30 protein-coding genes are annotated in these 25,294 nt (G+C 69.6%); 16 read left to right on the top strand and 14 right to left on the bottom strand.

Annotated features, from left to right (window positions below):
- Nucleotides 1-43: 43 nt before the first annotated feature.
- From OIE13_RS26925 to wecB, 7 genes are read left to right on the top strand one after another with little or no spacing between them, the layout of a single operon-like run.
- Nucleotides 44-1,231, top strand: coding sequence for a hypothetical protein (locus tag OIE13_RS26925; RefSeq protein ID WP_326635350.1), 1,188 nt, complete (start codon nt 44-46; stop codon nt 1,229-1,231).
- On the top strand, nt 1,228-1,785 hold the full coding sequence (locus tag OIE13_RS26920) for a hypothetical protein (RefSeq protein ID WP_326635351.1): 558 nt from the start codon (nt 1,228-1,230) through the stop codon (nt 1,783-1,785). Before OIE13_RS26925 ends, OIE13_RS26920 begins: the two co-directional genes overlap by 4 nt.
- Nucleotides 1,782-2,573 (top strand): hypothetical protein, encoded by a 792-nt coding sequence (locus OIE13_RS26915; protein ID WP_326635352.1) that lies wholly within the window; start codon nt 1,782-1,784, stop codon nt 2,571-2,573. Before OIE13_RS26920 ends, OIE13_RS26915 begins: the two co-directional genes overlap by 4 nt.
- Nucleotides 2,570-3,667: a hypothetical protein gene (locus OIE13_RS26910; RefSeq protein ID WP_326635354.1), complete on the top strand. Its 1,098-nt coding sequence runs from the start codon at nt 2,570-2,572 to the stop codon at nt 3,665-3,667. Before OIE13_RS26915 ends, OIE13_RS26910 begins: the two co-directional genes overlap by 4 nt.
- Nucleotides 3,664-4,473 (top strand): sugar phosphate nucleotidyltransferase, encoded by an 810-nt coding sequence (locus OIE13_RS26905; RefSeq protein ID WP_326635356.1) that lies wholly within the window; start codon nt 3,664-3,666, stop codon nt 4,471-4,473. The genes OIE13_RS26910 and OIE13_RS26905 overlap by 4 nt, the downstream gene beginning before the upstream one ends.
- A gap of 31 nt (nt 4,474-4,504) precedes the next feature.
- Nucleotides 4,505-5,158, top strand: coding sequence for an NUDIX hydrolase (locus OIE13_RS26900; RefSeq protein ID WP_326635358.1), 654 nt, complete (start codon nt 4,505-4,507; stop codon nt 5,156-5,158).
- 45 nt (nt 5,159-5,203) lie between these two features.
- Complete coding sequence (gene wecB / locus OIE13_RS26895; RefSeq protein ID WP_326635360.1) at nt 5,204-6,286, top strand: non-hydrolyzing UDP-N-acetylglucosamine 2-epimerase; 1,083 nt, start codon at nt 5,204-5,206, stop codon at nt 6,284-6,286.
- A 109-nt stretch (nt 6,287-6,395) separates the two neighbouring features.
- Here wecB and OIE13_RS26890 read toward each other — a convergent pair whose 3' ends face one another.
- The 3 genes from OIE13_RS26890 to OIE13_RS26880 form a co-directional block, all read right to left on the bottom strand.
- Nucleotides 6,396-6,596 (bottom strand): hypothetical protein, encoded by a 201-nt coding sequence (locus tag OIE13_RS26890; protein WP_326635362.1) that lies wholly within the window; start codon nt 6,594-6,596, stop codon nt 6,396-6,398.
- A gap of 503 nt (nt 6,597-7,099) precedes the next feature.
- Nucleotides 7,100-7,348, bottom strand: coding sequence for a hypothetical protein (locus OIE13_RS26885; RefSeq protein WP_326635365.1), 249 nt, complete (start codon nt 7,346-7,348; stop codon nt 7,100-7,102).
- Nucleotides 7,345-7,518, bottom strand: a complete 174-nt coding sequence (locus OIE13_RS26880; protein WP_326828879.1) for a hypothetical protein — start codon at nt 7,516-7,518, stop codon at nt 7,345-7,347. Before OIE13_RS26880 ends, OIE13_RS26885 begins: the two co-directional genes overlap by 4 nt.
- 132 nt (nt 7,519-7,650) lie before the next feature.
- Between OIE13_RS26880 and OIE13_RS26875 the strand changes: the two genes are divergently transcribed.
- The 4 genes from OIE13_RS26875 to ygfZ all read left to right on the top strand — a co-directional run bounded on the left by OIE13_RS26875 (nt 7,651) and on the right by ygfZ (nt 10,295).
- Nucleotides 7,651-8,502: a helix-turn-helix domain-containing protein gene (locus OIE13_RS26875; RefSeq protein ID WP_326635367.1), complete on the top strand. Its 852-nt coding sequence runs from the start codon at nt 7,651-7,653 to the stop codon at nt 8,500-8,502.
- An 8-nt stretch (nt 8,503-8,510) separates the two neighbouring features.
- Nucleotides 8,511-8,717, top strand: coding sequence for a DUF397 domain-containing protein (locus OIE13_RS26870; RefSeq protein ID WP_326635368.1), 207 nt, complete (start codon nt 8,511-8,513; stop codon nt 8,715-8,717).
- 129 nt (nt 8,718-8,846) lie between these two features.
- Nucleotides 8,847-9,269 carry a Fur family transcriptional regulator gene (locus OIE13_RS26865; protein ID WP_326635369.1) on the top strand — a complete coding sequence of 141 codons (423 nt, stop codon included), beginning with the start codon at nt 8,847-8,849 and terminating at the stop codon, nt 9,267-9,269.
- A gap of 42 nt (nt 9,270-9,311) precedes the next feature.
- The gene (gene ygfZ, locus OIE13_RS26860; RefSeq protein ID WP_326635370.1) at nt 9,312-10,295 is read left to right on the top strand and encodes a CAF17-like 4Fe-4S cluster assembly/insertion protein YgfZ; all 984 of its coding nucleotides are present in this window, start codon (nt 9,312-9,314) and stop codon (nt 10,293-10,295) included.
- Nucleotides 10,296-10,491: 196 nt separating this feature from the next.
- On the opposite strand, the gene dtd is transcribed toward ygfZ, so the two are convergent.
- Nucleotides 10,492-10,917 (bottom strand): D-aminoacyl-tRNA deacylase, encoded by a 426-nt coding sequence (gene dtd / locus OIE13_RS26855; protein ID WP_326635372.1) that lies wholly within the window; start codon nt 10,915-10,917, stop codon nt 10,492-10,494.
- A 58-nt stretch (nt 10,918-10,975) separates the two neighbouring features.
- Here dtd and OIE13_RS26850 point away from each other — a divergent pair, with 58 nt between their 5' ends.
- The gene (locus OIE13_RS26850; protein WP_326635375.1) at nt 10,976-11,917 is read left to right on the top strand and encodes an asparaginase; all 942 of its coding nucleotides are present in this window, start codon (nt 10,976-10,978) and stop codon (nt 11,915-11,917) included.
- Between the two features lie 95 nt (nt 11,918-12,012).
- On the opposite strand, the gene OIE13_RS26845 is transcribed toward OIE13_RS26850, so the two are convergent.
- Nucleotides 12,013-13,680 (bottom strand): DUF2207 domain-containing protein, encoded by a 1,668-nt coding sequence (locus tag OIE13_RS26845; protein ID WP_326635377.1) that lies wholly within the window; start codon nt 13,678-13,680, stop codon nt 12,013-12,015.
- Nucleotides 13,681-13,814: 134 nt separating this feature from the next.
- Between OIE13_RS26845 and OIE13_RS26840 the strand changes: the two genes are divergently transcribed.
- Both OIE13_RS26840 and OIE13_RS26835 read left to right on the top strand, forming a co-directional pair.
- Nucleotides 13,815-14,843 carry a neutral zinc metallopeptidase gene (locus tag OIE13_RS26840; protein WP_326635378.1) on the top strand — a complete coding sequence of 343 codons (1,029 nt, stop codon included), beginning with the start codon at nt 13,815-13,817 and terminating at the stop codon, nt 14,841-14,843.
- 271 nt (nt 14,844-15,114) lie between these two features.
- Nucleotides 15,115-15,750 carry an SGNH/GDSL hydrolase family protein gene (locus OIE13_RS26835; RefSeq protein ID WP_326635380.1) on the top strand — a complete coding sequence of 212 codons (636 nt, stop codon included), beginning with the start codon at nt 15,115-15,117 and terminating at the stop codon, nt 15,748-15,750.
- Between the two features lie 150 nt (nt 15,751-15,900).
- On the opposite strand, the gene OIE13_RS26830 is transcribed toward OIE13_RS26835, so the two are convergent.
- Nucleotides 15,901-17,175 (bottom strand): APC family permease, encoded by a 1,275-nt coding sequence (locus OIE13_RS26830; RefSeq protein ID WP_326828878.1) that lies wholly within the window; start codon nt 17,173-17,175, stop codon nt 15,901-15,903.
- 444 nt (nt 17,176-17,619) lie between these two features.
- On the opposite strand from OIE13_RS26830, the gene OIE13_RS26825 reads away from it, so the two are divergent.
- Nucleotides 17,620-17,943 (top strand): hypothetical protein, encoded by a 324-nt coding sequence (locus OIE13_RS26825; protein ID WP_326635384.1) that lies wholly within the window; start codon nt 17,620-17,622, stop codon nt 17,941-17,943.
- A 659-nt stretch (nt 17,944-18,602) separates the two neighbouring features.
- On the opposite strand, the gene OIE13_RS26820 is transcribed toward OIE13_RS26825, so the two are convergent.
- The 8 genes from OIE13_RS26820 to OIE13_RS26785 all read right to left on the bottom strand — a co-directional run bounded on the left by OIE13_RS26820 (nt 18,603) and on the right by OIE13_RS26785 (nt 23,896).
- Nucleotides 18,603-19,157: a GNAT family N-acetyltransferase gene (locus tag OIE13_RS26820; protein ID WP_326635386.1), complete on the bottom strand. Its 555-nt coding sequence runs from the start codon at nt 19,155-19,157 to the stop codon at nt 18,603-18,605.
- Nucleotides 19,158-19,237: 80 nt separating this feature from the next.
- The gene (locus OIE13_RS26815; RefSeq protein WP_326635388.1) at nt 19,238-19,564 is read right to left on the bottom strand and encodes a DUF2516 family protein; all 327 of its coding nucleotides are present in this window, start codon (nt 19,562-19,564) and stop codon (nt 19,238-19,240) included.
- Nucleotides 19,565-19,800: 236 nt separating this feature from the next.
- Nucleotides 19,801-20,229, bottom strand: coding sequence for a hypothetical protein (locus tag OIE13_RS26810; protein ID WP_326635389.1), 429 nt, complete (start codon nt 20,227-20,229; stop codon nt 19,801-19,803).
- Between the two features lie 3 nt (nt 20,230-20,232).
- A complete protein-coding gene (locus tag OIE13_RS26805) occupies nt 20,233-20,760 on the bottom strand; it encodes a helix-turn-helix domain-containing protein (protein ID WP_326635390.1) in 528 nt (175 codons plus the stop codon).
- A gap of 168 nt (nt 20,761-20,928) precedes the next feature.
- The gene (locus OIE13_RS26800; RefSeq protein WP_326635391.1) at nt 20,929-21,855 is read right to left on the bottom strand and encodes a M56 family metallopeptidase; all 927 of its coding nucleotides are present in this window, start codon (nt 21,853-21,855) and stop codon (nt 20,929-20,931) included.
- Nucleotides 21,856-22,224, bottom strand: coding sequence for a BlaI/MecI/CopY family transcriptional regulator (locus OIE13_RS26795; protein WP_326828877.1), 369 nt, complete (start codon nt 22,222-22,224; stop codon nt 21,856-21,858).
- A 131-nt stretch (nt 22,225-22,355) separates the two neighbouring features.
- Complete coding sequence (locus OIE13_RS26790) at nt 22,356-23,156, bottom strand: class I SAM-dependent methyltransferase (protein WP_326635393.1); 801 nt, start codon at nt 23,154-23,156, stop codon at nt 22,356-22,358.
- Between the two features lie 2 nt (nt 23,157-23,158).
- Nucleotides 23,159-23,896: an SDR family oxidoreductase gene (locus OIE13_RS26785; protein WP_326635395.1), complete on the bottom strand. Its 738-nt coding sequence runs from the start codon at nt 23,894-23,896 to the stop codon at nt 23,159-23,161.
- A gap of 98 nt (nt 23,897-23,994) precedes the next feature.
- On the opposite strand from OIE13_RS26785, the gene mshA reads away from it, so the two are divergent.
- On the top strand, nt 23,995-25,278 hold the full coding sequence (mshA, locus tag OIE13_RS26780) for a D-inositol-3-phosphate glycosyltransferase (protein ID WP_326635397.1): 1,284 nt from the start codon (nt 23,995-23,997) through the stop codon (nt 25,276-25,278).
- Nucleotides 25,279-25,294 lie beyond the last annotated feature (16 nt).

Raw genomic sequence — 25,294 nt, 5'->3', positions numbered from 1 at the left:
ACCGTGAGGAGGGTCCGCAGCGCTCGTTTAGGGAGCCGATCGCTTGACGAACCTCAAACCCATCGCGGTCACACCGGCCGCCACCGGCCCCGGGCTGGAGGGCCGCGAATGGACTCCGGTGATCGACCAGCACGCCTCATGGCTGGCGGTGAACCCGATCCAGGGCTGCCCCAAGAAGTGCACCTACTGCTTCTTGAACCAGCGGGGGCAGACCCGGGTCGCTCCGGTCCAGCTCCACACTCCCGCCCAGACCGTCCAGTTGCTGCTGGAGTCGGACCTGTACGGGCCCGATCGGCCGGTCGCCCTATTCACCTGGACCGACGTGATGGCAGTGGCGCCCTCACGCGCCTACCTGGCGGAGCTGCTGCGGGCGTTCGTCGCCGCAGGGCTCCCGAACGCGGTCGTGCTGATCACGAAATGCCGGGTGCCCGCCGACACCATCGAGGCCATCACCCAAGCACAAGTCGCGGGCCTGCGCGTCATCGTCTACCTCAGCTACTCCGGACTCGACGCCGAGATCGAGGTCGGCGTCCGGCACGAGCAGATCCGCGACAACTTCCCGGCGCTGCACGCCGCAGGAATCCCGATCGTGCACTACTGGCGGCCCGCGTTCCCGGCGTTCACCACCAAGGAGATCATGATCCGGGTGCTGGACACCGCCGCCAGATACGCCACCTGCACCATGGCCGCCGGCCTGAAAGTCGAACCCGAGGCCCTCGACCGGCTCGCCCAGCTGTGGCCCGCGCTGGCCACCACGCCGGGGGTGACCGAGGCCGAGGGGGTGTACCCCGAGTCGTTCTGGGAGTTCATCCACCACACCTCCGACCGCCACCCCGGCCACCCGGTGTTTCACACCAACTCGTGCGCGCTGGCGTACGTACTGAGGGAAACCGACCGGTTCGGCGTGTACGGCGGGCAGGTCTGCACAACCCGTAACCGCTGCCCGCAGGCCCAACGGACACGATGCGCCTCCGCAGCGACCGCGGCCGTTCCCGACCACGCCGCGATCTCCGCGGCCCTGGCCCGGCGAGGGCTGGCCGGTGCCGCGTTCGACGTCCTGCCGGAGCGGCGCGAGCTCGTCATTCACGCCGCGGTCGCCAACCGGCTGGTGTCCGCCCTCACCCAGGACCTCGGTGTGCGGATCAGCGTGGCGGGTCAGGGGGCGGACGCCTACTGGAGCAGCGGCACCTCGGGCGCCCGTCCTCTGATCATCAAGGAGGGCCATTCATGATCGGTAACGACGAACTGGCGGAGATGCTGGAGCAGACCCGACAGCTGCGCCGAGGGTTCGCCCCTACCGCGCCCCGCTCCTGGGATGCTGCCACCGCCGGGGCCGAGCTCGCGGTGCAGCTAGGACACCTGGCGTTGTGCGTCGCCCGCCGCCACGGCATCGACATGGTCGCCTACGACGACCCGGGCAGGCCGATCAGCGACATCGGCGACGAACTCGCCGATGTCACCTTGGCGGCCCTCAGCATCGGTGTCCTGGCCGATGAACCGCCCGCCTCAATCCGCTCGTCCCACTCGGCCGCTTCGGTGATCGAGGCGCTGCTGATGCTTCTGGTCTGCGCGGGACGAGCCGCAGAAGCCGGACTGGTCAGCGCCGGCTACCGGCACCAGCCCACCGGGTCCCCGCCACCCGTCCCCGAAGCGTGCGCGACGACCCTGCAGGCCGTCGACCGGCTCGCCGAGCTGCTCGGCCTGGACCTGCCGGAGCAGTTCCAGGCGATGTACACCGACGCCACCCGGTTCCTACGCTCCCACCAGAACGGAGACCAGGCATGACGTTGCTCCAGCGCCTTGGCGACGGCCAGGTCCTCAAGCTCATGAGCGCCTCCCGCAGCACTCCGATCCGCTGGCTGACCGCCGACGATGTTCAAGCCCTCCACGTCGGCCGCTACATCGAGGAGCTGCGCACGGTCGGAGTCCAACTGCCCGCCGACGTCAGGATCGTGAAGTCCGGGCGGCGGCCCGCAGTCCAGCACCTGTGGATTCCCGGAACGCCGCTGCCCGATCTGGCCGCACACCACCCGGTCCTGTTCACATCAGCCGTGCGGCAGATCGCCGCGTGGGTCGCCGCTCTCGATTCCAGCGGAGCCCGTCTGGACACCAACCTGGCGAACTTCGTCATCAACCCCGACGACGGCCTGGTCTGCATCGATGTGCTGCCGCCGCTGCTGACCGATCTGCGCCCCCCCGAACACGACGACTGGCAGCGCCTGTTCGGCGGACTGTGCTACGACACCGACATCACGATGTGCGCGCTGGCCGGCTACGCAGCCCGCGCGCTCCTGGCCGCGCACGGTACCGGCGTCGCCGACCACATCCCAGACCTTGCCGGGCTCTGCCCCGGCCACACCCACCCGGATCGGCTGCCCGTCCACTGGTTCCACCTCCGGCAGAAGGCCGCGGTGGTTGCGCTGTGCGGCGAGATTCCCCCGCGGACCGCGCTGAAGGTGTTCACCGCCACGTCGGTCCTGCGGCTGCGTAACACCCCGACCGCCGCCCGGCAGGCACGTATCGACGCGGGCCTGGCGGCGATGCACCGCCTCGACCCGAAAGGCAGCCTGTGACCACCCACACCGACCTGACCTGCTACGCCGGTGACGTCCCGCTCACCGTGATGAGTACCCCCGCCGACCACGAGGCTCTGTCCCGGCACATCGCCGACTACCTGGCTGGCCGCATCGGGGAGCTACAGCTGCCCGGCTACCAGATTCATGTGCACACCGACACCGGCCGGTTCCGCACCGCCGCGGCAACCTTCACTGAGCTGGCAGTCACCACGGTGCAACCGGTTCCTGGGGTCACCCTCAGCGAAGGCCGCATCGGTGCCGCAGGCCGCTGCTACACCGTGGCGGCGGACGTGCTCGAAGGACGGCCCGGAGCCTGGGCCGTACAGGTCGAAGGACCCGTCATCGACCTGTACGTGGCCGAACGGGCCGCCGCGCCGAAGTACACGCTGCGCGTGATCCGCGAGGTGATGCTGCGGACGTACGAGTCCGCCGGCGGAATCGTCTTCCACGCCGCCGGGGTCGACATCGCCGGCCGCACGGTGATGGTCTGCGCGAACCGCGGCGCGGGCAAGACCACCACGCTCGCGGCGCTTCTCCACGGCCTGGGCGGCCGAGGAGCGCTCCTGTCCAACGACAGACTGATCATCCACGGGCAGCGGCGGGTCGTCGCCGTGCCCCTCCCGGTCCCGGTCGCCCGCGGCACCCTGGAGGCGTTCCCCGAACTCTGGGCCGCGGTACCCCCGGGGGAGGCGGCTGCTCTTCCCCGCCAGTTCGGCACACGAGACAAGACCGCCTTGTCCGCGCGGACGTTCGCCACCGCGTTCGGTTCCCGCCAGATACCCGGGTCGGTCCTGCACACCCTCGTCGTCCCCCGCTTCACCGACACCACCCAGCCCCCGCAAGCACGCCGCCTCACCCCGGCCGAGACCCTCAAGGTCCTGACGGAGGCGTGCTTCACCCCGGTAGATGAGTTCTGGCTGCCCTGGCTGATCCACCGCACCCCCGGTGACGCCGAGCTGGCCAAGGCCGCAACGGCCCTTTGTGCCCGCCTCGCGGTCTCCGTGCCCTGCTTCCAGGTGGAGTACGGGGTGCGCGGCCCGATCGACCGCCTTCATCGTGTCCTGGCCGACCTGATCGGAGATCTCCTATGACCCGCCTTCCTCAGCGCCCGTCGTGCCCGGCAGTGGTGACCGCAGCCGGGTACGGAACCCGATTTCAGCCGTTCAGCACCTGGGTTCCCAAGGAGATGCTGCCGATCGGCTCCGAACCCGCCCTCGGTCACGTCATCACCGAATGCCTGGCGGCCGGCGCGGACCTGGTCCACGTCGTCACCCGCCCCGGCGACCAGATCATCCCCGCCTACATCAGCGGCCTGCGCGAGGAAGGCCTCCCTGTGAGGGCAACCCCTGAGGACCTGTCCCACGGGTACGGCAACGCGGCCCCGCTGCTGACCCTCGCCCAGCAACTGACCGACTGTGACCTGTTCATGGTGGCGTTCGGTGACGATGTCCTCCTCGGCGGCGTCCCTGGCGCAGACCTGGCAGCCATGCGCGAGCAGGCCGGGCGGGGAGCGGACTTCGTCATCGCCGCCCAGCTCATCGACCGCGCCGACATCGGCTCGTTCGGAATCGTCGACCTGGCCGAACCCGGCGGGGACCGGGTCAGCGGGATCCGGCAGCGGCCCGCCCCGGCGACCGTCGACGAACCGCTCGCGGTGGTGTCCCGCCTGGTACTGCGCCCGTTCGTCCTCCACCAGCTCATCGCGCGCCCGCAAGCCCGCGGTGAGGTCGACCTCGGCCTCGCCGTCGGAGAACACGCCCATACCGGCGATGTACGTGTACGGAGACTTTCCGCCGACTGGGTTACCGTCGGAGAGCCCCGCCGCTACGCGGACGCGCTCACCCGTCACTGGCGCGACCACGCCCCGCCGCCGACGCCCCTGCGGGCAACGCCCTGACCACCCTCGCTGTGCCGTCTGGGAGGACAGCATGCTCATCGACATTTACAACGACCGCAACAAGCACATCGGCGCCGAGGACAAGAAGGTCGCGCACGAGAAAGGGCTGTGGCATCGCACGTTCTCCTGCCTGACCGTCAACCCCTCCACCCAGACCGTGCTGCTCCAGAAGAAGCAGCCGGGCCGCTACGCCTTCGACCGGCCCGACCACGCCGATTTCACCGTCGGCGGCCACTACGAAGCCGGTGAGAGCATCACCGACGGCGTCCGGGAGATCCGGGAAGAACTCGGCCTCGACGTCGACTACAAGGAACTGCAGCCGCTGGGAATCCGCCAGACCGCCGTAACCCTGGCCCCGACATGGATCGAGCGCGAGTTCCAGTACTGGCACCTCCTGGCGCTGCCACTCGGCCTGGAGGAGATCCCACTCGACGACGCCGAGGTCTCCGGACTCGTACAGATCGGCCTCCATGACGCGATCTCGCTCGCGGCCGGCGACCGCACCGAGGCCCCCGCCCGCTACCTGATCCGGTCAAGGGAAGGCCGCGAATATCAGGACGCGACGCTGACCCGAGACGACCTCGTGCCCGGCTACCTCGACGAGGACTCCGATCGGCTCTACCTGCGGCTGTTCATCGCCGCGCACCGCTACCTGCAAGGCGAGCACGACCGCCTGTTCTGGTGACCACGGAAAGGACCGACCGCTGATGTCTTCCAGCACCGACCGCTGATGTCTTCCAGCACCGACCGTTCGATCGCTGTTGTCCTCGGCACCCGACCAGAGATGATCAAACTATCGGTGCTGATCACCCTGCTCGGCGACCAAGCACGCGTGATCCACACCGGCCAGCACTACGACCCGACGATGACGGGCGACTCCGCTTCCAACGTCCATCACCCCCACCTGCAGCTGAGGGTCGGCGGCCAGCACCGCGGCGTCCAGATCGGCGCCGCCACCGCCCAGCTCACCCAGGCGTGGCACGACGATCCGCCCGCAGCGGTCATCGTGCAAGGCGACACCAACGCGGCCTTGGCCGGCGCTCTGGCCGCCAACGCCGTACAGGCCCCGCTCATCCACGTTGAGGCGGGACTGCGCAGCCACGACCGCGCGATGCCCGAAGAGCACAACCGCATCGTCATCGACCACCTCGCTGACCTATGCTGCGCGGTGACGTCGCAGAACGTCTCGAACCTGTGGGCCGAAGGCATCCCCGACAGCCGGATCGTGCTGACCGGCAACCCCATCGTGGAGGCAGTCCACCTGACGGAGAGAGATCACGCCGCAGCGCTGCGCCTCACCGCTCCGCTGGGCGGCGAACCATACGTGGTGTCCACGCTGCACCGGCCGGAAAACGTTGATGACCCCGACCGGCTCCGCCGCATGCTGACCAGCCTCGCCGCACTCGACCTGCCGGTTCTGCTAGTGATCCACCCACGCACCCGGCAGCGGGTGCAGCAGTTCGGCCTCAGCGATCTCTTGGCCCAGCTACACGTCATCGACCCACTCAGCTACCCGGCGTTCCTCGCGGTCGCCGAACAAGCCTCCTTGCTGATCTCCGACTCAGGAGGAATCCAGGAGGAGGCCGGCATCCTCGGAGTACGTCTGCTCGTGCTGCGCCAGTCCACCGAACGGCCTGAAGCCTTGAGTGCGGACTGCGCGTTGGTTCCCCAGCCGGAACAGCTCCGCGTGTTCGCTCAATCGATGGCCGCGCTCCCTGGCAGACCATTGCCGGGCCTTAGCGTGTTCGGCGATGGCCGGGCCTCTGCACGCATCGCGGACCTTACCGAAATTCTTGCCGCAAGCGCACCCTGAGGCCACGTCCGGGGAGGTGGCCGGGCGCGGCATCTGTGCCCCTCTTGCCAGGCCCGGGTGCTCATACACCGCCTCCGTGAACGCACTCCGCCCGCTCTGCGGTACGCGTTCAGGGGCGGCTCACGGGTCCGTGCTCGGTCGGGCGGCAGTGGATGGTCAGCATGCCGTACAGGCGGATGGCGTCGGCCATGGGCACGCACGTTCCGGTGGCGCCGGTGAGGAACAGTTCGACGCCGGGATGGCCGTGGACGAACCACAGGCGGCCGGTCGTCTCCGACGAGACGATGTCACCGGGGCGCGGCTCGGTCATGCGGGTCTCCTCGCTGTTGGGCGGGTACCGGCTCCGGAGTGACGCCTCGTTCTTCGACGCCCGCCCGACCGGTCCGTCAGTGGATGGTCGGTGCTGAAGGTTTCGAGGCCCCGCTGGGCGGCGGGCGCTTCGGCTCCGTTCTCGTTCATCGCTCCTCCCGAAGGAGGGCCGGTCCCCGCCCGCACCTGGGGCGGGCGGGGACCGGATATCCAGCGGCAGGCACGGGGGCACCTGCCGTTGGACGGACGGGGGTCTCCGCCCGAGCGTGGCCGGGCGGAGACCGAGCCCGGCAGAAGGTGGGACTTCTGCCGGGCGGGGGCCGGGCGGTAAGCGCGGGTCTTTCCGCCGACCCGGCATTGGGCGGTCCCGCCCTTTCGCCCCTCCAAGCTGGGGGCGGGACCGCACCTCACGGGCCCCTACGACGCGTGAGGCTCCCGGCCTGTCATGGCAGGCCGAGAAACGGCCCGGCTACCGCACACCCGACGGCAACGGCAGCCGGGGGCTCAGGGGGTGGAACCGCTGCACTTGTCGGTCAGCGTGGCCTGCTCGGTCAGCTGCCGGCACAGGTCTGCCGGGGTGTCGGCATCGATCGTGCGGTCGATGCCGGGCTGCTGCTCCTCGGCCTTGCTGAGCGGGGCGTGGCGGGTGGCCCACCAGCGTCCGGCGTCGCTGCGCCAGATGGCCCAGCGGGGAAACTTCTCGGCGAGCAGATCGCGAGCGGTCACCTCGGCGAGATCGGGCGTGGTGGTCATGGGGTGACCTTCTTTGCGGCTTCGGCGGGGTCATCCAGGATTTTCTTGCCGATCGTCGGCGCCGGATGTTTGTTCGTCGCCCACCGGTAGTTCGTTCCGAGCGGCCGGATGAGCCAATCGGGGGGTGCTGCACGCCCACCGTCCACAGGTAGCCTTTCTCTCACAGTCATGACTCCTACACTCTGTGTAGTGGTTGAGTGCCCCTACAATCACTCCCAAGACTCAAACTTGCAAGACCAAAGCAAGCAATACCCAAATGTCTGTTTTCTCCCTCGACCGGTATCTCCCTTCAGGAGGCGCCCATGACCTACAGCCCAACGGTGAGACGTCGTCGCCTGTCCGCCGCCCTTCGCCGGGCCAGGGAAGACGCCAACCTCACCGCCGACGCCGCCGCCAAACTCCTGCGCTGGCCGGCGTCCAAAGTGACGCGCATCGAGCGCAACGAGTGGCGGCGGCCAACCGTCAGCGACGTGACCGATCTGCTCGACATCTACGGCGTCACGGACGGAGCCGTACGTCAGGCCATGAGCACGCTCGCCAGGCAGGCGCGTGAACGCGGTTGGTGGGAAGGGGAGCTCAAGGCCGAACTCGGCGGCAGCCTGGTCGAGTTCGAAACCGAGGCTTCACAGATCAGAACATTCCAGGCGCTCTTGGTTCCCGGCCTGCTACAGACCGCCGACTACGCGCGAGCGGTGTTCAAAGGCGGCATGGTCCTCGACGAGACCGTGATCGAACGGCGTGTCCACGCCCGGCTCGCCCGCCAGAGGCTCCTGAGTCGCGACCATCCGCCCGTTTTCTGGGCCGTCATCGACGAAGCCGCCCTGGCCAAGCATGTCGGTGGCCCGGAGACGATGCGTGAACAGCTCCGTCATCTGATCAAGATGGCCGCCAGGCCGAACATCGGGATCCAGGTCCTGCCGAATTTCGTGGGCGCGCACGCGGCGATGACCGGCTCGTTCGCGATCCTGTCCTACGCGATCCCCGATGACTCCGATCTGGTGTACATGGAAACCGGTGCGAATGGGGACCTCTATATCGAATCTCCGGAGGAGATAGAGCGCTATACGCTCAAGTATGACCATGTACGCGCGAGCGCGCTCTCGGCGGATGCCTCGGTGTCGTACCTGGCGGACCTGGTCGAACAACTGAAGTGAGGGAGATCATGGACAAGACCCAGTCTGAGATGCTTACCTGGCGGAAGGCCCGTCGCAGTAGCGCCGACGGCGGCGACTGTGTTGAGGTGGCGGATCTGTCCGGTGGTGGCAGGGCCGTGCGGGACAGTAAGGACCCGGGTGGGCCGGTGCTCCGGTTCACTTCCAAGGAGTGGGGCGCGTTCGTCGCCGGGGTGAAGGCCGACGAGTTCGGCTGATCGACTCAAGTCGCGAGTGAGCCTCCGCTCATCCGGCGAATGGCGAGGGCTCTCCTCCACCGGGGCTGGAGGAGAGCTTCGAAGGGAAGGGTTGGGCGTGCGGAGCTTCGAAGCTCATAGACTCTTGGCATGACCGAGACGTCGTGGCATGAGGAACTGCGGGCGCGCGGTTACCGGGTCACTCCGCAACGCCAGCTGGTGCTTGAGGCGGTCAAGGCCTGCGAGCACGCCACTCCAGAGGAGATCTGCAACCGGGTGCGGGAGACCGCTCGCGGGGTGAACATCTCGACCGTCTACCGGACCCTTGAGCTTCTTGAGGAGCTCGGCATGGTCACCCACTCCCATCTGGGGCACGGTGCCCCCACCTACCATCTGACCTCCGAGGCCGATCACGTGCACCTGGTCTGCCGTGGCTGCGGGGAGATCAGCGAGGTCAGTCCGGAGCTGGTGGAGAGCTTCGTCGACAACCTCGACCAGAAGCTCGGGTTCGTCACCGACGTGCACCACCTGACGGTCTTCGGCCGCTGCCGCAACTGCCGCAACTGCCGCTGAGCCGCTGCCGTCGTTGCCGGCGGGGCCTCGTAGGCTGTGTGCATGCGAAGCCCTCTGCTGGACACTCCCGGCGCGGTCGCGGCCGAGGCCCCCGACGCCGATGTCGCCGGACACTACGGCGACCCGTTCGCCGAGCAGCGCACGCTGCTCGCCGGAGAGGCGATGGTCGACCGGAGCAATCGCGAGGTCGTCCGGATCTCCGGACCCGACCGTCTGAGCTGGCTCAACAGTCTCAGCTCGCAGAAACTCGACGACCTGAAACCCGGTCGACCCACCGAGACGCTGCTGCTGGACGCCCAGGGCAGGGTGGAGCACCACCTCGTCCTCGTCGACGACGGTGAGGCCATCTGGGCGCATGTCGAGCCGGGCACCGGTGCTGAGCTGGCCGCGTTCCTCGACAAGATGCGGTTCATGCTGAGGGTCGAGGTCGCCGACGTGACGGATCGCTACGCCGTGGTCTCCGTGGCCGAACAGGCGCGGCCCGCCCTGCCCGAGGGGGCCGTCGCCGTGGGTCACGACATCCTGCTCCCGCGCGAGCGGCTGGCAGCGGGGCTCGGGCTGAGGCTCGCCGGGCTCTGGGCGTATGAGGCGCTGCGGATCGAGGACCACCGCCCCCGGCTGGGTTTCGAGACCGACCACAAGACGATCCCGCACGAGGTGGACTGGATCGGCACGGCCCTGCACCTCAACAAGGGCTGCTACAAGGGCCAGGAGACCGTGGCCCGCGTGCACAACCTGGGTCACCCGCCGCGCCGCCTGGTCTTCCTGCACCTGGACGGCAGCGTCGACACCCTGCCGAAGCACGGTGCCCCCGTGACGTACGACGGCGCGGATGTCGGCTCCGTCGGCAGTTCCGCGCGCCATCACGAGCTGGGCCCGATCGCGCTGGCCGTGGTCAAGCGGACGGTGCCGGTGGAGGCCACGCTGGAGGCCGGCGGGGTGGCCGCGTCCCAGGAGGTCATCGTGCCGCCGGACGCCGGACGCAACGTTCAGATCGACCCCGCCCTGCGCCGACGCATCCGCTGACGGCACCGAGTCGCGTCACGGGTGGCGTCGACCTCCGGCCGGCATGTCACGGGTGGCGTCGACTTCCGGCCCTTCTGTCACCGGTGGTTCGGCTCACCGGGAAACCTCGGGTCAGGCTCAGGTCATCTCTCCGGGGCATCGAGCCTCGGAGAGATCGGCTGGCCGGGGAGAGTCCCGGCCGTCCCGGTCCCGCGGCTCAGACGTCCAGGATCAGGGTGATCGGGCCGTCGTTGGTCAACCCGACCTTCATGTCGGCGCCGAAGACCCCCGTCTCCACATGGGCGCCCAGCCCGCGCAGTTCGGCGCAGACCGCCTCGACCAGGGGCTCGGCGACCGGACCCGGTGCGGCGGCCTGCCAGGTGGGGCGGCGGCCCTTGCGGGCGTCGCCGTACAGGGTGAACTGGCTGACCACCAGCAGTGGCGCGCCGATGTCGGAGCAGGACTTCTCGCCGGAGAGGATACGCAGGCCCCAGAGCTTGGCGGCGAGCCTGGCCGCCTGGTCGGGGGTGTCGGTATGGGTCACGCCGACCAGGACCAGCAGTCCCGGCTCGTCGATCGCTCCGACCGTCACGCCGTCCACCACCACTGACGCGGAACTCACCCGCTGCACGACCGCACGCATGCCTCCCATCATCTCGTGCCTCCCGACCTCTCTAGAATCTGGGCGAAAGGAGACAAAGGTGTCTGCTGAGTCATTGTTCGTCGAGGTTGTCCGTTCGGGGTTCGTGGAGTCCACACATCGGGCGCGGATGCTCGCCGTGGCCGCCGACGGCTCCCCGGTGAGGGTCCACGGGGCGGTGGACGCCCTGGCCTCGCCGCGCTCGTCGATGAAACCCCTACAGGCGCTCGCCATGGTCCGCGCCGGGCTCCCCCTGTCGGGGGAGTTGCTCGCGCTGGCGTGCGCGAGTCACGCGGGTGAGCCGTTCCACGTGGACGGGGTACGCGAGATCCTGGCCGGGGCCGGGCTGGACGAGAGCACGCTGGGCTGCCCGGAGGACCTGCCGGAGCACGTCGCCTCCCGGGAGGAGGTTCTGCGCTCCGGAGGGGGTCGGGCCAGGGTCTACATGAACTGCTCGGGCAAGCACGCGGCGATGCTCGCCACCTGCGTGGTCAACGGCTGGCCGCTGGAGACCTACCTCGACCAGACCCATCCGCTACAGCGGGGCATCCGCGCCACGGTCGAGGAACTGACCGGCGAGCGTGTCGCGGCCGGCGGGGTGGACGGCTGCGGCGCGCCGCTGTTCTTCGTCTCGATGCGGGGCGTGACCCGGGCGTTCCGCGCCCTCGTCCTGGCCGAGCCCGGCACCCCGGAGCGCCGGATCGCGGACGCCTTCCGGGCCCACCCCGAGTGGACGTCGGGCACCATGCGCCCCGAGGTCCGGCTGATGCGGGCGATTCCCGGACTGATGATCAAGCTCGGTGCGGAGGCGTTCGACGCGTTCGCCTTCAGCGACGGGCGCTCGGGGACCGTCAAGATCGAGGACGGTGGCCAGCGCGCCCGGGTCCCGGTCACCATCACGGCCCTCCGGGCACTCGGCTTCGAGGGTCCCGAGCTCGACGAACTGGCCACGGGTGTGCTGTTCGGCGGCGGGCGTCCGGTGGGCGAGATCCGGGTGCGGTAGTGCGGCGCCGGGGAAGCCACACCGGCTTCCCCGGCTTCCCCGGTGCTCCGAACGGTGCTCCGAACGGTGCTTCGAACGGTGCCCCGTCGCCGATGTCACACGGAGCGGAGCCGGCGGGTGGTGGAGATCGCGCCGGAGGTGGTCATGGTGAAGGTCCGCATCGAGTCGGCGAACCTGGACAGGTCCCACTCGGCAGGGCCGTGGTACCAGTACAGGTTGTCGGACTTCTGGCCGTCGCCGGTGACCGAGGAGACCACGCGGGCCCAGCGGTCGACGCTGTCGAAGATCACGGCGTAGGGCAGGTAGCGGGAGAACAGCTCGACCCGCTGGGCTTCCGGGACGTCGTCGCCGATATCGCCGCCGGTCAGGTACTCCTTGAAACCCAGGGTGTGGGCGAGGGCTCCCGAACCCTTGGCGGTCTTGGCCGGCATGTACTGGCCGCCCACCGCCAGGGCGGCACCGGCGATGATCAGGGCCAGGCCGAGCAGCCCGTAGCTGGTGAGCCAGGCCAGTGCGAGGGTGGCGAGGACGCCGAGCACGGTGAGGACCCCGCCGAGGGTCGTCCAGCGGGTGCGGACGGTGTCGGGGCGGCGGGCGAACCAGCCCTGCTTGACCACGTCGCGGTAGAGCGCCTCGCGGACCTTGCCGAGCCTGGCTCCGAACGATCCCCGGAGTTCCGAGAGCAGTACCGTGTCGCGGCCGTCGAAGATGGCGTCGTAGAGCTCCAGTTCGTAGGCCATCAGTGAGGCGACCTGGGTGGCGGGTAGCCGTACGAGCCTCCAGTCGGGTGTCTCGTACGTCTGCCGGGGCTGCTCGTCGATCCTGAGGTATCCCCGGACGGCCAGATCGACGATCGTGGCGGTGACGTCGAGCACGTCGGCCTGCTCGTCCATGAGAGTGCCGATCTGACCGGGGCGGACGCCGGCCGGCGGGGCGAAGTGGCCGTTCTCGACACCGCTGAGCGATCCCGACTCGTGGCCGACCACGCGGGCGTCCCGGCCTCGTGTCCAGTAGAGGAGAGCGAGGCCGCCGAGCATCAGGAAGAGCAGGGCGGCCAGCGCGCAGCCGGTGACGGTGTTCAAGGTGAAGGCGTTGGAGAGCTCGAAGCGGCGCGCCAGGATCGGCGCGCCCTTGCTGGCGGCGGCAGGGTAGCCGACGACCACGGTGAGCACCTCGCCGGTGTCGAGGCCCTGCTGCCCGAACTCGGCGGCGACGCCCATGTGGTCCATTGATGCCTCGGTACAGGCGATCGCCGAGGTCAGGGGGCCGGCGAAGCACGACAGGCTCTGCAGCGCGGCCGGACCGCTCACGGTGACCCTGGCCAGCTCGACCGGGACCGACCAGCCGCCCACGGCGTACCACCGCAGCTCCTGGGTGTCGGCGAGTGGCGTGATGGTGCCCTTGACGTCGTACTCCAGGACGGCGCTGCCCGTGCCCTTCAGCGTGATGACATCGCCGGTCAGCACGGCGTCGCCCTTGAGGTCGGTGACCTGGTAGAGCCGGTCACTGCGGTCGTCGTAGCGGGTCCGGTCGACGAGGTCGCGCGACGGCGCGTCGCCCTCGAAGGTGACCTCTTCCCTGACATGGAGCACGCCGTCCTGCCGGAGCTCCAGCTGGACCGTCGTGCTCGTCACCTTGCCGTCCGGTGTGGCCTGGGGAGACGCAGAACCGGTCGCGAGAGCAGGGGAGGCGCTGACTGTCAGCGCGAGGATGGCCGTCGCGGCCAGGCTTCCGACTGCTCGGTGCGAGAAAGATGCCGCCATGGGTCGGGAGCTTAGCGAGAAGCGTCGAGCCGTGATGATCGGCCTCGTATCCATTTCCTCCCGCCTATAAACCCATATGTGTAGATATCCGCTAGATTGCCGCCCGGAGATCCACTCTTTGGAGAGGCGGTTGCATGCGCCCACGGGGGTCGAACCCGCTGGCCTTCGGTGCTCTGGGCATTCTCGCCCTGGTGTTCGCCGCGGTCGTGGTGGTCGCCGGTCTGGCCGGTGGCGAGGAGGCCGAGATCCCGGCCGGTCCCGGTACCGCTCCGGTGGCGACGGGGAAGGCCGTCCCCACGCAGACGGGCGACACCGAGGTCACCCCGCCGGCCTTCACCCCACCGCGGAGGCTGAACCTCGGCTCGCTGGGCGGCACCGAGATCGTGCCGGCCGCCGCGGTGCGGAGCACGGCCGTCGACCTCCGCCACATGCACCGCTCCGACACCGCGGCCCGGCTCAAGCGCAACCCGCTGTACGGCACCGGCCTGATGCGCCCCACCTCCTGCCGCGCTCCCCGGCCCTCGGAACGACCCCGCGACATGCTCGCCTACCTCAACGCCGTCACCGGCTGTCTGGACCGGGCGTGGAGCGCGAAGTTCTCCCAGGCCGGAGCGGTCTTCCTGAAGCCGAGCAAGGTCTACTGGTCCCGTGCGGGGCGCGGGCCCTGCGGGGTCTATCCCAACCCCGGCGCCTCCGCCTACTACTGCCCGTCCAACCGGGGCATGTACATCGGCCTGAGCCACGTGATCGAGCGGAGCGGCCAGGTCGACCCCGCCCGGAACCATGTGCCCTACCTGACCGTGCTCGCCCATGAGTACGCCCACCATGTGCAGTCCATGGCGGGTATCGGCGGGGCCTGGTGGTGGGAGGTCTCCAACAGATCCCGTGCCGCGCAGGACGCGTACTCCCGGCGCCACGAGCTTCAGGCGCAGTGCCTCGCGGGGGCCTTCACCCGCACCGTGCGGGTCCCGCTGGGTATCACCGGCGCCCGCTGGCAGGAGGTGCTGCGGACGGACTACGGGCGCGGTGACGACCAGAGCGGCAGCCCCCGGCGCGACCACGGCAGCGGCGAGCACTACGCCGCCTGGCTCCACCAGGGCTGGAAGTACGCCCGGATCGCCTACTGCAACACCTGGGTGGTCGCCCCCTCCCGGGTCAGCTGATCCACCCTCGCCGGGCGGGGAGGCTTCGAGCCCTCTCGTGACGGCGCGGAAAGGCTTCCGGACTTTGTGATGCCACGGGGTCCGGCTTTTCGGCTTTCCGGGTCCGGGTACCGGTGGACATCTACAATCATGTCGGCACTCCGACGTTCCCCGAGGTGGCATGCGCACGCCCGCACGTAGACGACCGTGGGCGTTCGCGGTCGCATTTGTTGTAGCGATTTTCTGTCTTATTTCGGGATGTAGCCCTGGAAGTGGTGCGACCGTACCCGTGATGGTGGGTGCCGAACCCCCCGCCTCGACCACCCCGCCACCTCCGATCCCGGCACCGCTCGTCATGATCATCGGTGACAGTTTCACGGTCGGGTCGGGGCCGGTACGCGGATGGGACGGTTACGCGGCACAGGTCGCCCGGCGGCTGGGCTGGCAGCTGGTCACCGCGGGCGCCGCGGGAACGGGCTTCGTCAACCCGGGCAGGGTGGGCCGGACCTTCCAGCAGTCCTTTGTCAAGGAGCTCTCCTGGCGCCCTGAGCCCGACCTGTTGATCATCTCCGGCGGGCGTAACGACCGCGGGATCGGGGCCGCCAGGATCGAGACGGCGGCGGTCCACCTGCTGGAGCTGGTCAGGCGGCAGTGGCCGCACACCAGGATCGTGCTGGTCGGCCCGATCTGGATGACGAGGGCTCCCCGCTGGGCCTACCGGGTGAGGGAAGCCGTCTCGACCGCGGCCGACCGGCTGGCGGTGCCCTTCCTCGACCCGTTCGAGCCACTCGGCCCGCATGGCCGGGGCTGGGGCCGGGGGGCGGTCCTGCCCGACGGCGTCCACCCCACCCTCGTGGGCCACCTGCGCCTCTCGCGCTGGATGGTCACCAGACTGCACGAGTACGGCATCGAGGCGCGCCCTTCCTGACCGGGCGGAACCGGCCGGCCGGAGTGGAGCTCGGCACCGCTTCGGCCGGCCGGAGTGGTGCCGATGCGCGCCGGGTGCGCTGACGCTCGGCGTGGCACGCACCGCGGCGCGTCCGTTCAGGGGGTGAGGCGGTGGTGTCAGGCGGTGGTGTCAGGCGGTGGGAGGGCGACTCGGCGTCTGACGTGCCGCGTAGAGGATGGCTCCGACCGCCAGGACGGCGCTGCCTGAGAGTACCGAGATCACCGGGAGACTGAAGGCGAGAGCGACGCAGCCGACCATCCCGAGGATGGGAACGGCCCGGAGCGGGCGTCCTTCGCCGGGGGCCAGTGTCCAGGCGGCGGCGTTGGCGATGGCGTAGTAGGCCAGCACGCCGAAGGAGGAGAAACCGATCGCGCCGCGCAGGTCGGTGGTCAGCACGAGTACGGCGATGACGGCGCCGACGGTGAGTTCGGCCCGGTGTGGCACTTTGAAGCGCGGGTGCACGGCGGCCAGGAAGGAGGGCAGCCGGCGGTCCCTGGCCATGGCCAGGGTGGTGCGGGAGACGCCGAGGATCAGCGCGAGCAGCGACCCGAGGGCGGCGATCGCGGCGCCGGCGCCGACGATCGGGCCCAGGGCGGGCATACCTGCGGCGCGGACCGCCTCGGCCAGCGGGGCGGCCGTTTCGGCCAGTCGCCGGGGGCCGAGGACGGCCAGGGTGGTGACGGCCACGGCCGTGTAGACGACCAGGGTGATACCGAGGGCGAGGGGGATCGCGCGGGGGATGGTCCGGGCGGGATCGCGCACCTCCTCGCCGAGGGTGGCGATGCGGGCGTAGCCGGCGAAGGCGAAGAACAGCAGGCCGGCGGCCTGCAGCACGCCGCGCACGCCCGCATCGGTGGTGATGGCAAGCCGGTCCGCCTGCGCTTGGCCGCTGATCAGGCTCGCCACCACCACGGCGGCCAGCACGAGCAGCACCGTCGCGACGATCGTGCGGGTCAGCCAGGCGGCCTTCTGGACCCCGGTGTAGTTCAGCGCGGTCAGGGCCACCACCGCGGCCACGGCCACCTCCCGCTCGTGTCCCGGCCACACATAGGCGCCCACGGTCAGTGCCATCGCCGCACAGGAGGCGATCTTGCCGACCACGAAGCTCCAGCCGGCCAGGTAGCCCCACAGGGGGCCCAGGCGCATCCGGCCGTAAAGGTAGGTGCCGCCGGAGGCCGGATAGAGTGCCGCCAGCCGGGCCGAGGAGGTGGCGTTGCAGTAGGCCACCGCCGCCGCGAGCCCCAGGCCCAGAAGCAGTCCCGACCCGGCTGCCGCCGCAGCCGGGGCCAGTGCGGCGAAGACTCCGGCGCCGATCATCGAACCCAGGCCGATCACCACCGCGTCCCCCAGGCCCAGGCGACGCTCCAGCCGTGGCTGCTCGGCTCCGGCGGGCGGCTCGGCCACGGCATCCCTCCGCTCCAGGAAAACGGGACTCGATATCAGGGCACGATACCGAGTCGCGGCGTGCGGAGATCACTCAGGTGCGGCGCCGGTCGGCAGATCGGAATGTGCCACGGGGCGATCGATGTCCCGGCTGAGGGCGAGCGTGCCTGACAGATCAGGTGACGTCCCCGGGGGCGGTGCGGGCTCTGTGATCGACGTGATCTTCGTGGCTTGCGGCCGCTAGGTGCATAAAGGACATTTCATCTCAAAGCGACTTGTAAGAGTTTAATATCCGCCATAAGCGGACAAGGGGAGTGTAAAAGCCTCGAATTGCTGTTTGTCGGCAGACATGCCAGGAAACTATGACAATTAGAGATGGCGCATAGATGGTCATCTCAGATGATTTCCGGCCGATCTAGGAAATGTCGGAAATTAGGGTAACTGAACCTTTCGAGGGGAAACAAAATGCCCAAGTCCAAGAGTGTTATCGCAGGGCTCGCGATCAGTACGGCGCTGACCGGCGGGGTCGTCGGTATGGGGGCGGCGACCACCGCCACGAGCGCCGGCGCGACCACCACCGCGGTCACCGCCGCGGCCTTCCCGACCTGGGGTGGTGGCTGCGGGCGCGGCTGCGGCTGCGGCGGCGGCGGTGGCTGCGGCGGTTGGGGACGCGGTCACCGCGGCCACAGCCGCGTCAGGGTGACCATCAACAACCACAACCACAACAACAACCACCTGAGCAACAGGAGCGGCGGCGGCCGCTTCGCGGGCTTCGGCGACGACGACTAGGTCTCCTGCTCGCCGAACCGCGGTCGTGCCCCGATTCGGGCACGGTGCGGGGGCCGGTAACCGTCCGGTTGTGAGGAGGAACTGTTCTGGGAGCGTGTTTACCGGAGCACACTCACCGGCAACGGCAGGATATGAGGCCGTTTGCGGCCGGATTCGTGATTTCGAGTGGCCGCGGAAGCGTCGAGTGGCCCCGGAAGCACGGCGAAGAGGCAAGGATCCCGCATTCACCGGGGCCGCGCTTTCCACGAGGAAACGCCGTCCAGAGCGGTGAAGTTGGAAACCGGAGGGGAACCTCTTCGGGATTCTGACTCTTGATGCAGTGCGAGTTCTCATTCATCGGGAATTATGGGCGGCGGCCCCGTGCGTCTCGAATCGAACCGCGGGGGCGTCGCCCGGTGATGTCCGGCTTCTGCCGCGTTACCAATGATCTTGAAATGGGGAGGCCCCGTGGCGCGGTGTGAACCGGCCACGGGGCCTGTGAGGTCGATGCGAGGCCGACGGTGCCGCAGGACGCCGTGCACGCCCGACGCGTGGCTGAAGTCGCCGTACGCGACCGGCACGCCGGTCATCCCGGCCAGGGCGAGAGTCTGCAGGAACTCATCGAGCCGGTCGCGGTCGGAAGTGTCAAAAGACGTCTCCGAAAAATCACCATCTGTATGTCAAATTTCCCTGACAGTCCAATCAGGGGCAAGTATCGCCATGATTACGGAGTCGTGCCACTCACCGTTCATGCGCAATGCGTCACGGCACACCCCCTCCTGGGCGAAGCCGATCTTGCGATAGACGTGCGCGGCCCGCTCGTTGAAGGCGTAGACCTCCAGACTCACCCGGTGCAGCGGCGTGGAGGTGAAGACGTGGTCGAGGGTCAGCCGGATCGCCTCGGTGCCGTAACCCCGGCCGTAGGCGCGCGGGCCGATCAGCGCGATGCGCAGGTTGCAGGAGAGATTGTCGGCATCGAACTGGTTGAGCACGATCTCGCCCACGTAGGCGTCGTCGGTGGCGGTGCAGATCGCCAGGTCCAGCCGGTCGTCGTGGTCACCCCGCGATCCGTACCAGATCTTGATCGATTCGAACTCCGGCTTGCCGTGCGAACCGGTCAGCCGGACGGTCTCGGGGTCGTTGACCAGCTCCCAGAGGCCGTCCACATGCTCGGGGCCGACCGGCCGGAGCGTCACGTGCTCTCCGGAGAGAGTGGGTTTGTGCGTGAACATCATCCGGTGTGTCTATCGGCCGGAAACCCCGCAGAGCAACCGGATCGCCGAAGGCTCCGTCCCTCAGCCGAGGGGAGAAGACCTCACCAGGGTCCGTACGGCCCCTGGTTGCCGCCCTTGCCGATCTCCCGCACGGCGGGGCGCACGTCGGCGAGGTAGATGCCCGAGACGACGACGGACGCGATCGTGAAGATGCTCAGCGTGCTGAGATACCCCACCGCGGCGGCGAAGCCGAACAGCGCCGCCAGTCCCAGGATGACCAGCCACAGGTTCTTGCTCTGCTTGCCGGTGACCGCGAACGCCCGTGCGGGGGTCCTCACCGCGTGGATGAGCGCCCAGCCCGACAGCGCGAACACCCCGACGGCCAGGATCCAGAAGACCAGGTCCAGGGCACCGTGGATTTGGATCATCGTCTCTCCAGAACGCTCGCCTCACCGGTTTCCCTCAGCCTAATGCCGAAAGTCCTCTTCGCGGGGTCCTCGGCCGCCACAGGCCCGCCCCGGTTGGACGCGTGAGCGGGCCTCGCCGGCCGGGGAACGGCCCTCGAACGCCGCGGGACCCGCCCCGGCGGTGCCGGAACGGGTCCTGGAGCCGGTGTCCTGCCCGGCCGCGACCTGGTGGAGGCATCGCCGAGCCCGCGACGGGCTCAGGCCTTGGAGGTGCCGGACTTCGAGGTACGGGTGCTCTTCTTCGGGGTCGTGACGGCCCTGGGCCGGGCGGCCTGGGAGAGCTCCTCCAGCTCCAGGGCGGCCTCGCTGCTCGTCTTGGAGACGACCTTGCGGCCGCGGTTGGCGAACTCCTCGTAGAGCTCGGTGGCCTTGCCCGCGAACTGGTCGGCGTAGTCGCGCGCCTTCACGGGGAAGTCCTTGGCGTAGCCCTCGGCCTTGCCGGCGAGCTCCCTGGCCTTCTCCGGGAGGTCCTTGGCGGCCTCGCGGATCTCCTCGCGGCGGCTCTGCAGCCTCTGGATCCGCTCGGGAAGCTCCAGGAGCTTCTCGACGGCGAAGTCGCCGGCCCCGGCGACGGCGTAGAACGGCTTGGAGTCGGCCAGCTTCTTGACTTCGGTGGCGATGGGCATGGGTTAACCTTCCTTGGTTTCCTTTGTGATGTGGCCGTTGCTCTGGGACGCCGCGTAGGGTTTCAACGCGGTGAGATATTCCCCGGGCAGCGGTACCTCGTCGTCAGGCGAGGAGTCCGCGTCACCCTGCCGGGGCTCCGGTGCGGGATGCGTTTTCTGGGAGGTCTGCGCATCCTCGTCCGGAGCCTCGGCCCGGCTCTCCTTGCGAAACGACTCGTAGATGTCGATCAACACCTGGCGCTGGCGCTCGGTGATGAGATGGTCGGCCCTGATCGCGGTCAGCACGTCGCTGTCCGGCTCGCGCTCCTCAATGAGGCCGGCCTGGACGTAGAGCGCCTGCGACGAGATGTGCAGGCCCTTGGCGATCTGGTTCAGGATCTCGGCGCTGGGCTTGCGCAGCCCGCGCTCGATCTGGCTCAGGTAGGGGTTGGAGACCCCCGCCGCCGCGGCGAGCTGACGCAGGGAGATCTTCGCGTGCGTGCGCTGCTCGCGGATGTACTCACCGATCGAGCCAACCTTGGGTAGTGCCATGTCTTGAGTCTGCCGCACCGTGCTTGCAATTGCAAACGTATTGGCTAACACTTGCAAGCATTTTGGGGTGAAGTTGTACTGGACCGGCCGGCATGCCGAGGTGAGGTCGGTGCGGGATCAGCCATGCCGAGGTGAGGTCGGTGCGGGATCAGCCATGCCGAGGTGAGGTCAGTGCGGGATCAGCCAGAGCAGCGGGGCCGAGGACGTCAGGGTGACGGAGAAGGCGACGATGGCGTAGCGGACCCCAAGCGGCAGGATCGGGCCCGGTGTCACCAGGCGCTCCACCCTGGCCATCACGGCGGCGGACGACGAGGTCGTGGCGCCCAGCGCGCCGTGCGGCGCGGGGACGGCGCCGGCCGTGCCGAAGCGCAGCAGGGCGGTCGCCAGGCGGCGTGGGGAGCAGTAGCGGCGGGCGACGTCGTCGGCGGCCATCTCCACCAGCAGACCGACCTCGCTCTGCGCGTCCTTGACCACGCGCGACCAGGGCAGGGCCCTGCGCAGCGCGGCGAAAGGCAGCAGCACCAGGTCGTGCCGCTCGCGCACGTGGGCGGTCTCGTGGGCGAGCACCGCGGTCAGCTCGTCGGCGGAGAGCAGTTTCAGCGCACCCTCGCTGACCACCACCTGGGAGCGGAGGCCGGGCACGCAGTAGGCGGTGGCGCACGGGTGGTCGAGCACCCGTACGCCGGGGACCACCGGGTCCTCCCGGGCGATCAGGGCGAGCAGGGTGCGGTGGCGGTGCCGGGCGCGGAACGTCTGCACGCCCGCGGCGAGTAGCACCATGATCAGCACGGCGAGGGCGGTCAGCCCGGCGATGAGCGCGAGGATCCTCGGCAGGTCGTACGGCCGAGGCAGCCCCCTGCCGCCGCCGAACGCGGAGGCGGTGAATTCGGCCAGGCCGTGCAGCACGCCCTGACCGTAGGGCTCCAGCGCGTAGCCGAGCAGAGCGCCCGTCCCGGCCAGTCCCCAGGTGACCCCCAGCGCCTGCCACAGCACGATGGCCACGTGTGGAGCGCGGTAGGTCCACCGTGCCCCGGTGAACCGCCAGGCACCGACCGCGCAGGCCAGGGCGAGCGTCGCCAGGGCTGCCGCGGTCATCTACTCGTCCTCCAGCTCCTCCTCAAGGCCGGTCAGGGCCCTGCGCAGGATGTCGGCTTCGGCGCCGGTGACGGCCTGGGCGAACCGGGTGAGGGCCGCCGACCGGTCACCGGTCAGATCCAGCGCTTCCAGCATAAGCTCCGCGACGTAGGCGTCGCGGCTCTCCGCGGGTGCGTACCGCCACGCGCGCCCGTCGCGGGTGCGGAGCAGGAAGCCCTTGCGGGTGAGCCGGTCGAGCACGGTCATCACGGTGGTCGGCGCCAGGTCGCGGTCGGATATCAGGCGCCCGACCTCCCGCGCCGTCACGGGGGATGACTGTGCCCAGATGATGTCCATGATGCTGCGTTCAAGCTCGCCGAGACCCTTCACACCATTAAGACTAACCCCCGCACCACGAGGGGTAGTACTACGGGTTGTCGAGTGACGTGTCTCACGACGTACCCGCTCGCCCCGGCCTTCGCCCCGGCCTTGTCTCGGGCTCGCCCGGGGCGAGGCCGGGACTACCCGGTCGGCTGAGGGGCGACCGCGGCCCAGGGCAGGGTGATCTCGCCGAGCCGCCAGCGCGACCGGCCGCCGAGCGGGGGGTGCTCGGCCAGCGGCCAGGTTCCGGCGAGCGTCTCGGCGGCGGCGATCCAGCGCTGGCGGGAACCGTAGGAGCCGAAGGGCGCGTTGACCGCCCAGGCGTGGTCGAAGTCGCGCAGGAAGGCGTGGACGGGCTCGCCGGGGACGTTGCGGTGAATGAGCGTCTTGGGCAGCCGGTCGGCCAGATCGGAGGGGCGCTCGAAGGAGTCGAAGCGTGCCGAGAGGGTGAGTGTCCGGGGACCCGAGCGGTCGAGCCCGACCCAGACCGCGCGGTGACCCACCTCCGAGCAGGTGCCCTCGACGATCACCCCGTCCGGCGCGAGCCGCTCGCGGAGCATCGCCCAGTAGTCCCACGCCTGTGCCTCGCCGTACTGTCGTAGCACGTTGAACGCCCTGACCAGCAGGGGCGGCCGGTCCACCGGCAACTCGAAGCCGCCCAGCGCGAAGGACAGCCCCGGGCGCTCGTGGGGTCTGGCCGCCGCGACCCTGGCCGGGTCGATCTCGATGCCGACGACCTCGACCGAGGGACAGACCCGGCGCAGCCGCAGGAACATCTCCAGGGTCGTGGTGTGCGAGGCCCCGTAGCCGAGGTCGACCACCAGCGGGCGGTCGGCGGCGCGCAGCAGGTGGCCGTACGCGGCGACGACCCACCGGTCGGCCCGTCGCAGACGGTTGTGACCGGTGGTCCCCCTGGTGATCTCCCCTATCGGCTTGGGCATGGTCAGACGCGGTGGACCTTGTGCTGGGCGGCCTGGGCCCGGGGGCGTATGACGAGGCGGTCGATGTTCACATGGGCCGGGCGGGTCACGCACCAGGCGATGGCGTCGGCCACGTCGTCGGCGGTGAGTGGGTCGGGCACGCCCCGGTAGACCTCGTCGGCGGCGGCTGAGTCGCCGCGGAAGCGGTTCAGCGAGAACTCCTCGGTGTGAACCAGCCCGGGGGCGATCTCGACGATCCTGACCGGCAGGCCGACCAGTTCCAGCCTGAGCACCTCGGTCATCGAGGTCTGCGCGTGCTTGGCCGCGTTGTAGCCGCCGCCGCCCTCGTAGGAGACGAGACCTGCCACCGAGGTCAGCATCAGCAGCACGCCGTCGCCGGACTCGATCAGCCGGGGCAGCAGCGCCTGGGTGACGCGGAGCGTGCCGAGCACGTTGACGTCGTACATCCGCTGCCAGTCCGCGACCTTCCCGCTCGCCACGGGCTCCAGGCCGATCGCGCCCCCGGCGTTGTTGATCAGCACGTCACAGCGGTCGAGTGTGGAGGCCAGTTCGTCCACCGACTCCTGCGACGTCACATCCAGGGTGACCGTGCGAATGCCGGGCACCTCGGCGGCCAGCGCCTCCAGCCGCTCCGTGCGCCGTGCCGCGGCCACCACGTCGAAGCCCTCCGCGGCCAGACGGCGGGCCGTCGCCGCGCCGATCCCACTGCTGGCCCCTGTCACCACAGCTGTCCTCTTCATGACCCTCCATCCTGCCAGGGCCACCTCGCGCGGACCCTTCTGCGGTGATGTGCCGGGAATGTTGCGGATTCTCAGATGGTTGAGCCCACTCGGAGGTGGTGTCGGTGAGGCGACGGCGGGTCAACCGAGTCGCGACGATCAGCATGCACACGTCCCCCCTGGACCAGCCGGGAACCGGGGACGCGGGCGGTATGAACGTCTATATCGTCGAGGTGGCCAAACGCCTGGCCGAACTCGGGATTGAAGTGGAGATCTTCACCCGGCAGACATCCCGCGACCTGCCGCCGGTCGCGGAGATCGTCCCGGGTGTCTCGGTCCGCCACGTCACCGCCGGGCCGTACGAGGAACTCGACAAGGGCGACCTGCCAGGTCAGCTCTGCGCCTTCCTGTCGGGTGTGCTGCGCGCCGAGGCCATGTACGAGCCGGGTCGCTACGACGTCATCCACTCCCACTACTGGCTCTCCGGCCAGGTGGGGTGGCTGGCCAAGGAGCGCTGGGGCCTGCCGCTGGTGCACACCATGCACACCATGGCCAAGGTGAAGAACCTCCTGCTGGCCGAGGACGACAGGCCCGAGCCGACAGCCCGGGTACTGGGCGAGCAGCAGGTCGTGGACGTCGCCGACCGCCTGGTGGCCAACACCCCCGCCGAGGCCAGTGATCTCGTCGAGCTGTACGGGGCGGCCCCCGCCCGGGTCGAGGTGGTCAACCCCGGCGTGAACCTCAGGGTCTTCCAGCCCGCCTCCAAAGGCGCGGCCCGGCACAGGCTCGGGCTGCCGCAGGATGCCCACGTGCTGCTCTTCGTGGGCCGCGTGCAGCCGCTGAAGGCCCCGGACGTGCTGCTGCGCGCCGCGGCCAGGATGCTCCTCGAAGATCCCTCTCTCAGATCGAGACTGGTCGTCGTCTGCGTCGGCGGCCCCAGCGGCAACGGCCTGGCCAGGCCCTCGTATCTCACCGACATGGCCGTCTCACTGGGGATCTCCGACGTGGTCAGGATCGTGCCACCGGCGCCCCAGCACGAACTGGCCGACTGGTACCGCGCGGCCGATGTGACGGTCGTCCCCTCGCACAACGAGTCGTTCGGCCTGGTGGCCCTGGAGTCCCAGGCATGCGGCACCCCCGTCGCCGCCGCGTCCGTGGGCGGGCTGCGCACCGCCGTGCGCGACGGCGTCTCCGGGGTGCTCGTCGAGGGGCACGACCCCCACGACTGGGCGCGGGTGCTCGGCCGGTTCGTGTACGCCCCCGCCTGTCGGGAGGCGCTGTCCGCGGCCGCGGTGGCCCACGCGGCGGCCTTCGGCTGGTCGGCCACCGCGGCCAGGCTGGCGGATGTCTACGCCGGGGCGATGGCGAACCTGCACCGGGTTCCGATCGCGGTCAATTCATGAGACCCGCTCGTAAGCT

The sequence above is a fragment of the Streptosporangium sp. NBC_01810 genome (assembly GCF_035917355.1).
Classification (GTDB): Bacteria; Actinomycetota; Actinomycetes; order Streptosporangiales; family Streptosporangiaceae; genus Streptosporangium.
Note: the sequence above shows the minus strand (reverse complement) of the source record. Positions and strands in the feature narration are given on the sequence as shown.

What these genes read in the sequence shown, in the direction of transcription:
- OIE13_RS26890 (WP_326635362.1), bottom strand. Translation starts at nt 6,596, where the DNA reads ATGACCGAGCCGCGCCCCGGTGACATCGTCTCGTCGGAGACGACCGGC.
- ygfZ (WP_326635370.1), top strand. Translation starts at nt 9,312, where the DNA reads ATGCGAAGCCCTCTGCTGGACACTCCCGGCGCGGTCGCGGCCGAGGCC.
- OIE13_RS26905 (WP_326635356.1), top strand. Translation starts at nt 3,664, where the DNA reads ATGACCCGCCTTCCTCAGCGCCCGTCGTGCCCGGCAGTGGTGACCGCA.
- OIE13_RS26865 (WP_326635369.1), top strand. Translation starts at nt 8,847, where the DNA reads ATGACCGAGACGTCGTGGCATGAGGAACTGCGGGCGCGCGGTTACCGG.
- dtd (WP_326635372.1), bottom strand. Translation starts at nt 10,917, where the DNA reads ATGCGTGCGGTCGTGCAGCGGGTGAGTTCCGCGTCAGTGGTGGTGGAC.
- OIE13_RS26920 (WP_326635351.1), top strand. Translation starts at nt 1,228, where the DNA reads ATGATCGGTAACGACGAACTGGCGGAGATGCTGGAGCAGACCCGACAG.
- OIE13_RS26815 (WP_326635388.1), bottom strand. Translation starts at nt 19,564, where the DNA reads ATGATCCAAATCCACGGTGCCCTGGACCTGGTCTTCTGGATCCTGGCC.
- OIE13_RS26825 (WP_326635384.1), top strand. Translation starts at nt 17,620, where the DNA reads ATGCCCAAGTCCAAGAGTGTTATCGCAGGGCTCGCGATCAGTACGGCG.
- OIE13_RS26845 (WP_326635377.1), bottom strand. Translation starts at nt 13,680, where the DNA reads ATGGCGGCATCTTTCTCGCACCGAGCAGTCGGAAGCCTGGCCGCGACG.
- OIE13_RS26840 (WP_326635378.1), top strand. Translation starts at nt 13,815, where the DNA reads ATGCGCCCACGGGGGTCGAACCCGCTGGCCTTCGGTGCTCTGGGCATT.
- OIE13_RS26790 (WP_326635393.1), bottom strand. Translation starts at nt 23,156, where the DNA reads ATGCCCAAGCCGATAGGGGAGATCACCAGGGGGACCACCGGTCACAAC.
- OIE13_RS26915 (WP_326635352.1), top strand. Translation starts at nt 1,782, where the DNA reads ATGACGTTGCTCCAGCGCCTTGGCGACGGCCAGGTCCTCAAGCTCATG.
- OIE13_RS26875 (WP_326635367.1), top strand. Translation starts at nt 7,651, where the DNA reads ATGACCTACAGCCCAACGGTGAGACGTCGTCGCCTGTCCGCCGCCCTT.
- OIE13_RS26835 (WP_326635380.1), top strand. Translation starts at nt 15,115, where the DNA reads ATGGTGGGTGCCGAACCCCCCGCCTCGACCACCCCGCCACCTCCGATC.
- OIE13_RS26805 (WP_326635390.1), bottom strand. Translation starts at nt 20,760, where the DNA reads ATGGCACTACCCAAGGTTGGCTCGATCGGTGAGTACATCCGCGAGCAG.
- OIE13_RS26810 (WP_326635389.1), bottom strand. Translation starts at nt 20,229, where the DNA reads ATGCCCATCGCCACCGAAGTCAAGAAGCTGGCCGACTCCAAGCCGTTC.
- OIE13_RS26870 (WP_326635368.1), top strand. Translation starts at nt 8,511, where the DNA reads ATGGACAAGACCCAGTCTGAGATGCTTACCTGGCGGAAGGCCCGTCGC.
- OIE13_RS26785 (WP_326635395.1), bottom strand. Translation starts at nt 23,896, where the DNA reads ATGAAGAGGACAGCTGTGGTGACAGGGGCCAGCAGTGGGATCGGCGCG.
- OIE13_RS26800 (WP_326635391.1), bottom strand. Translation starts at nt 21,855, where the DNA reads ATGACCGCGGCAGCCCTGGCGACGCTCGCCCTGGCCTGCGCGGTCGGT.
- OIE13_RS26900 (WP_326635358.1), top strand. Translation starts at nt 4,505, where the DNA reads ATGCTCATCGACATTTACAACGACCGCAACAAGCACATCGGCGCCGAG.
- OIE13_RS26820 (WP_326635386.1), bottom strand. Translation starts at nt 19,157, where the DNA reads ATGATGTTCACGCACAAACCCACTCTCTCCGGAGAGCACGTGACGCTC.
- OIE13_RS26880 (WP_326828879.1), bottom strand. Translation starts at nt 7,518, where the DNA reads ATGACTGTGAGAGAAAGGCTACCTGTGGACGGTGGGCGTGCAGCACCC.
- OIE13_RS26885 (WP_326635365.1), bottom strand. Translation starts at nt 7,348, where the DNA reads ATGACCACCACGCCCGATCTCGCCGAGGTGACCGCTCGCGATCTGCTC.
- wecB (WP_326635360.1), top strand. Translation starts at nt 5,204, where the DNA reads ATGTCTTCCAGCACCGACCGTTCGATCGCTGTTGTCCTCGGCACCCGA.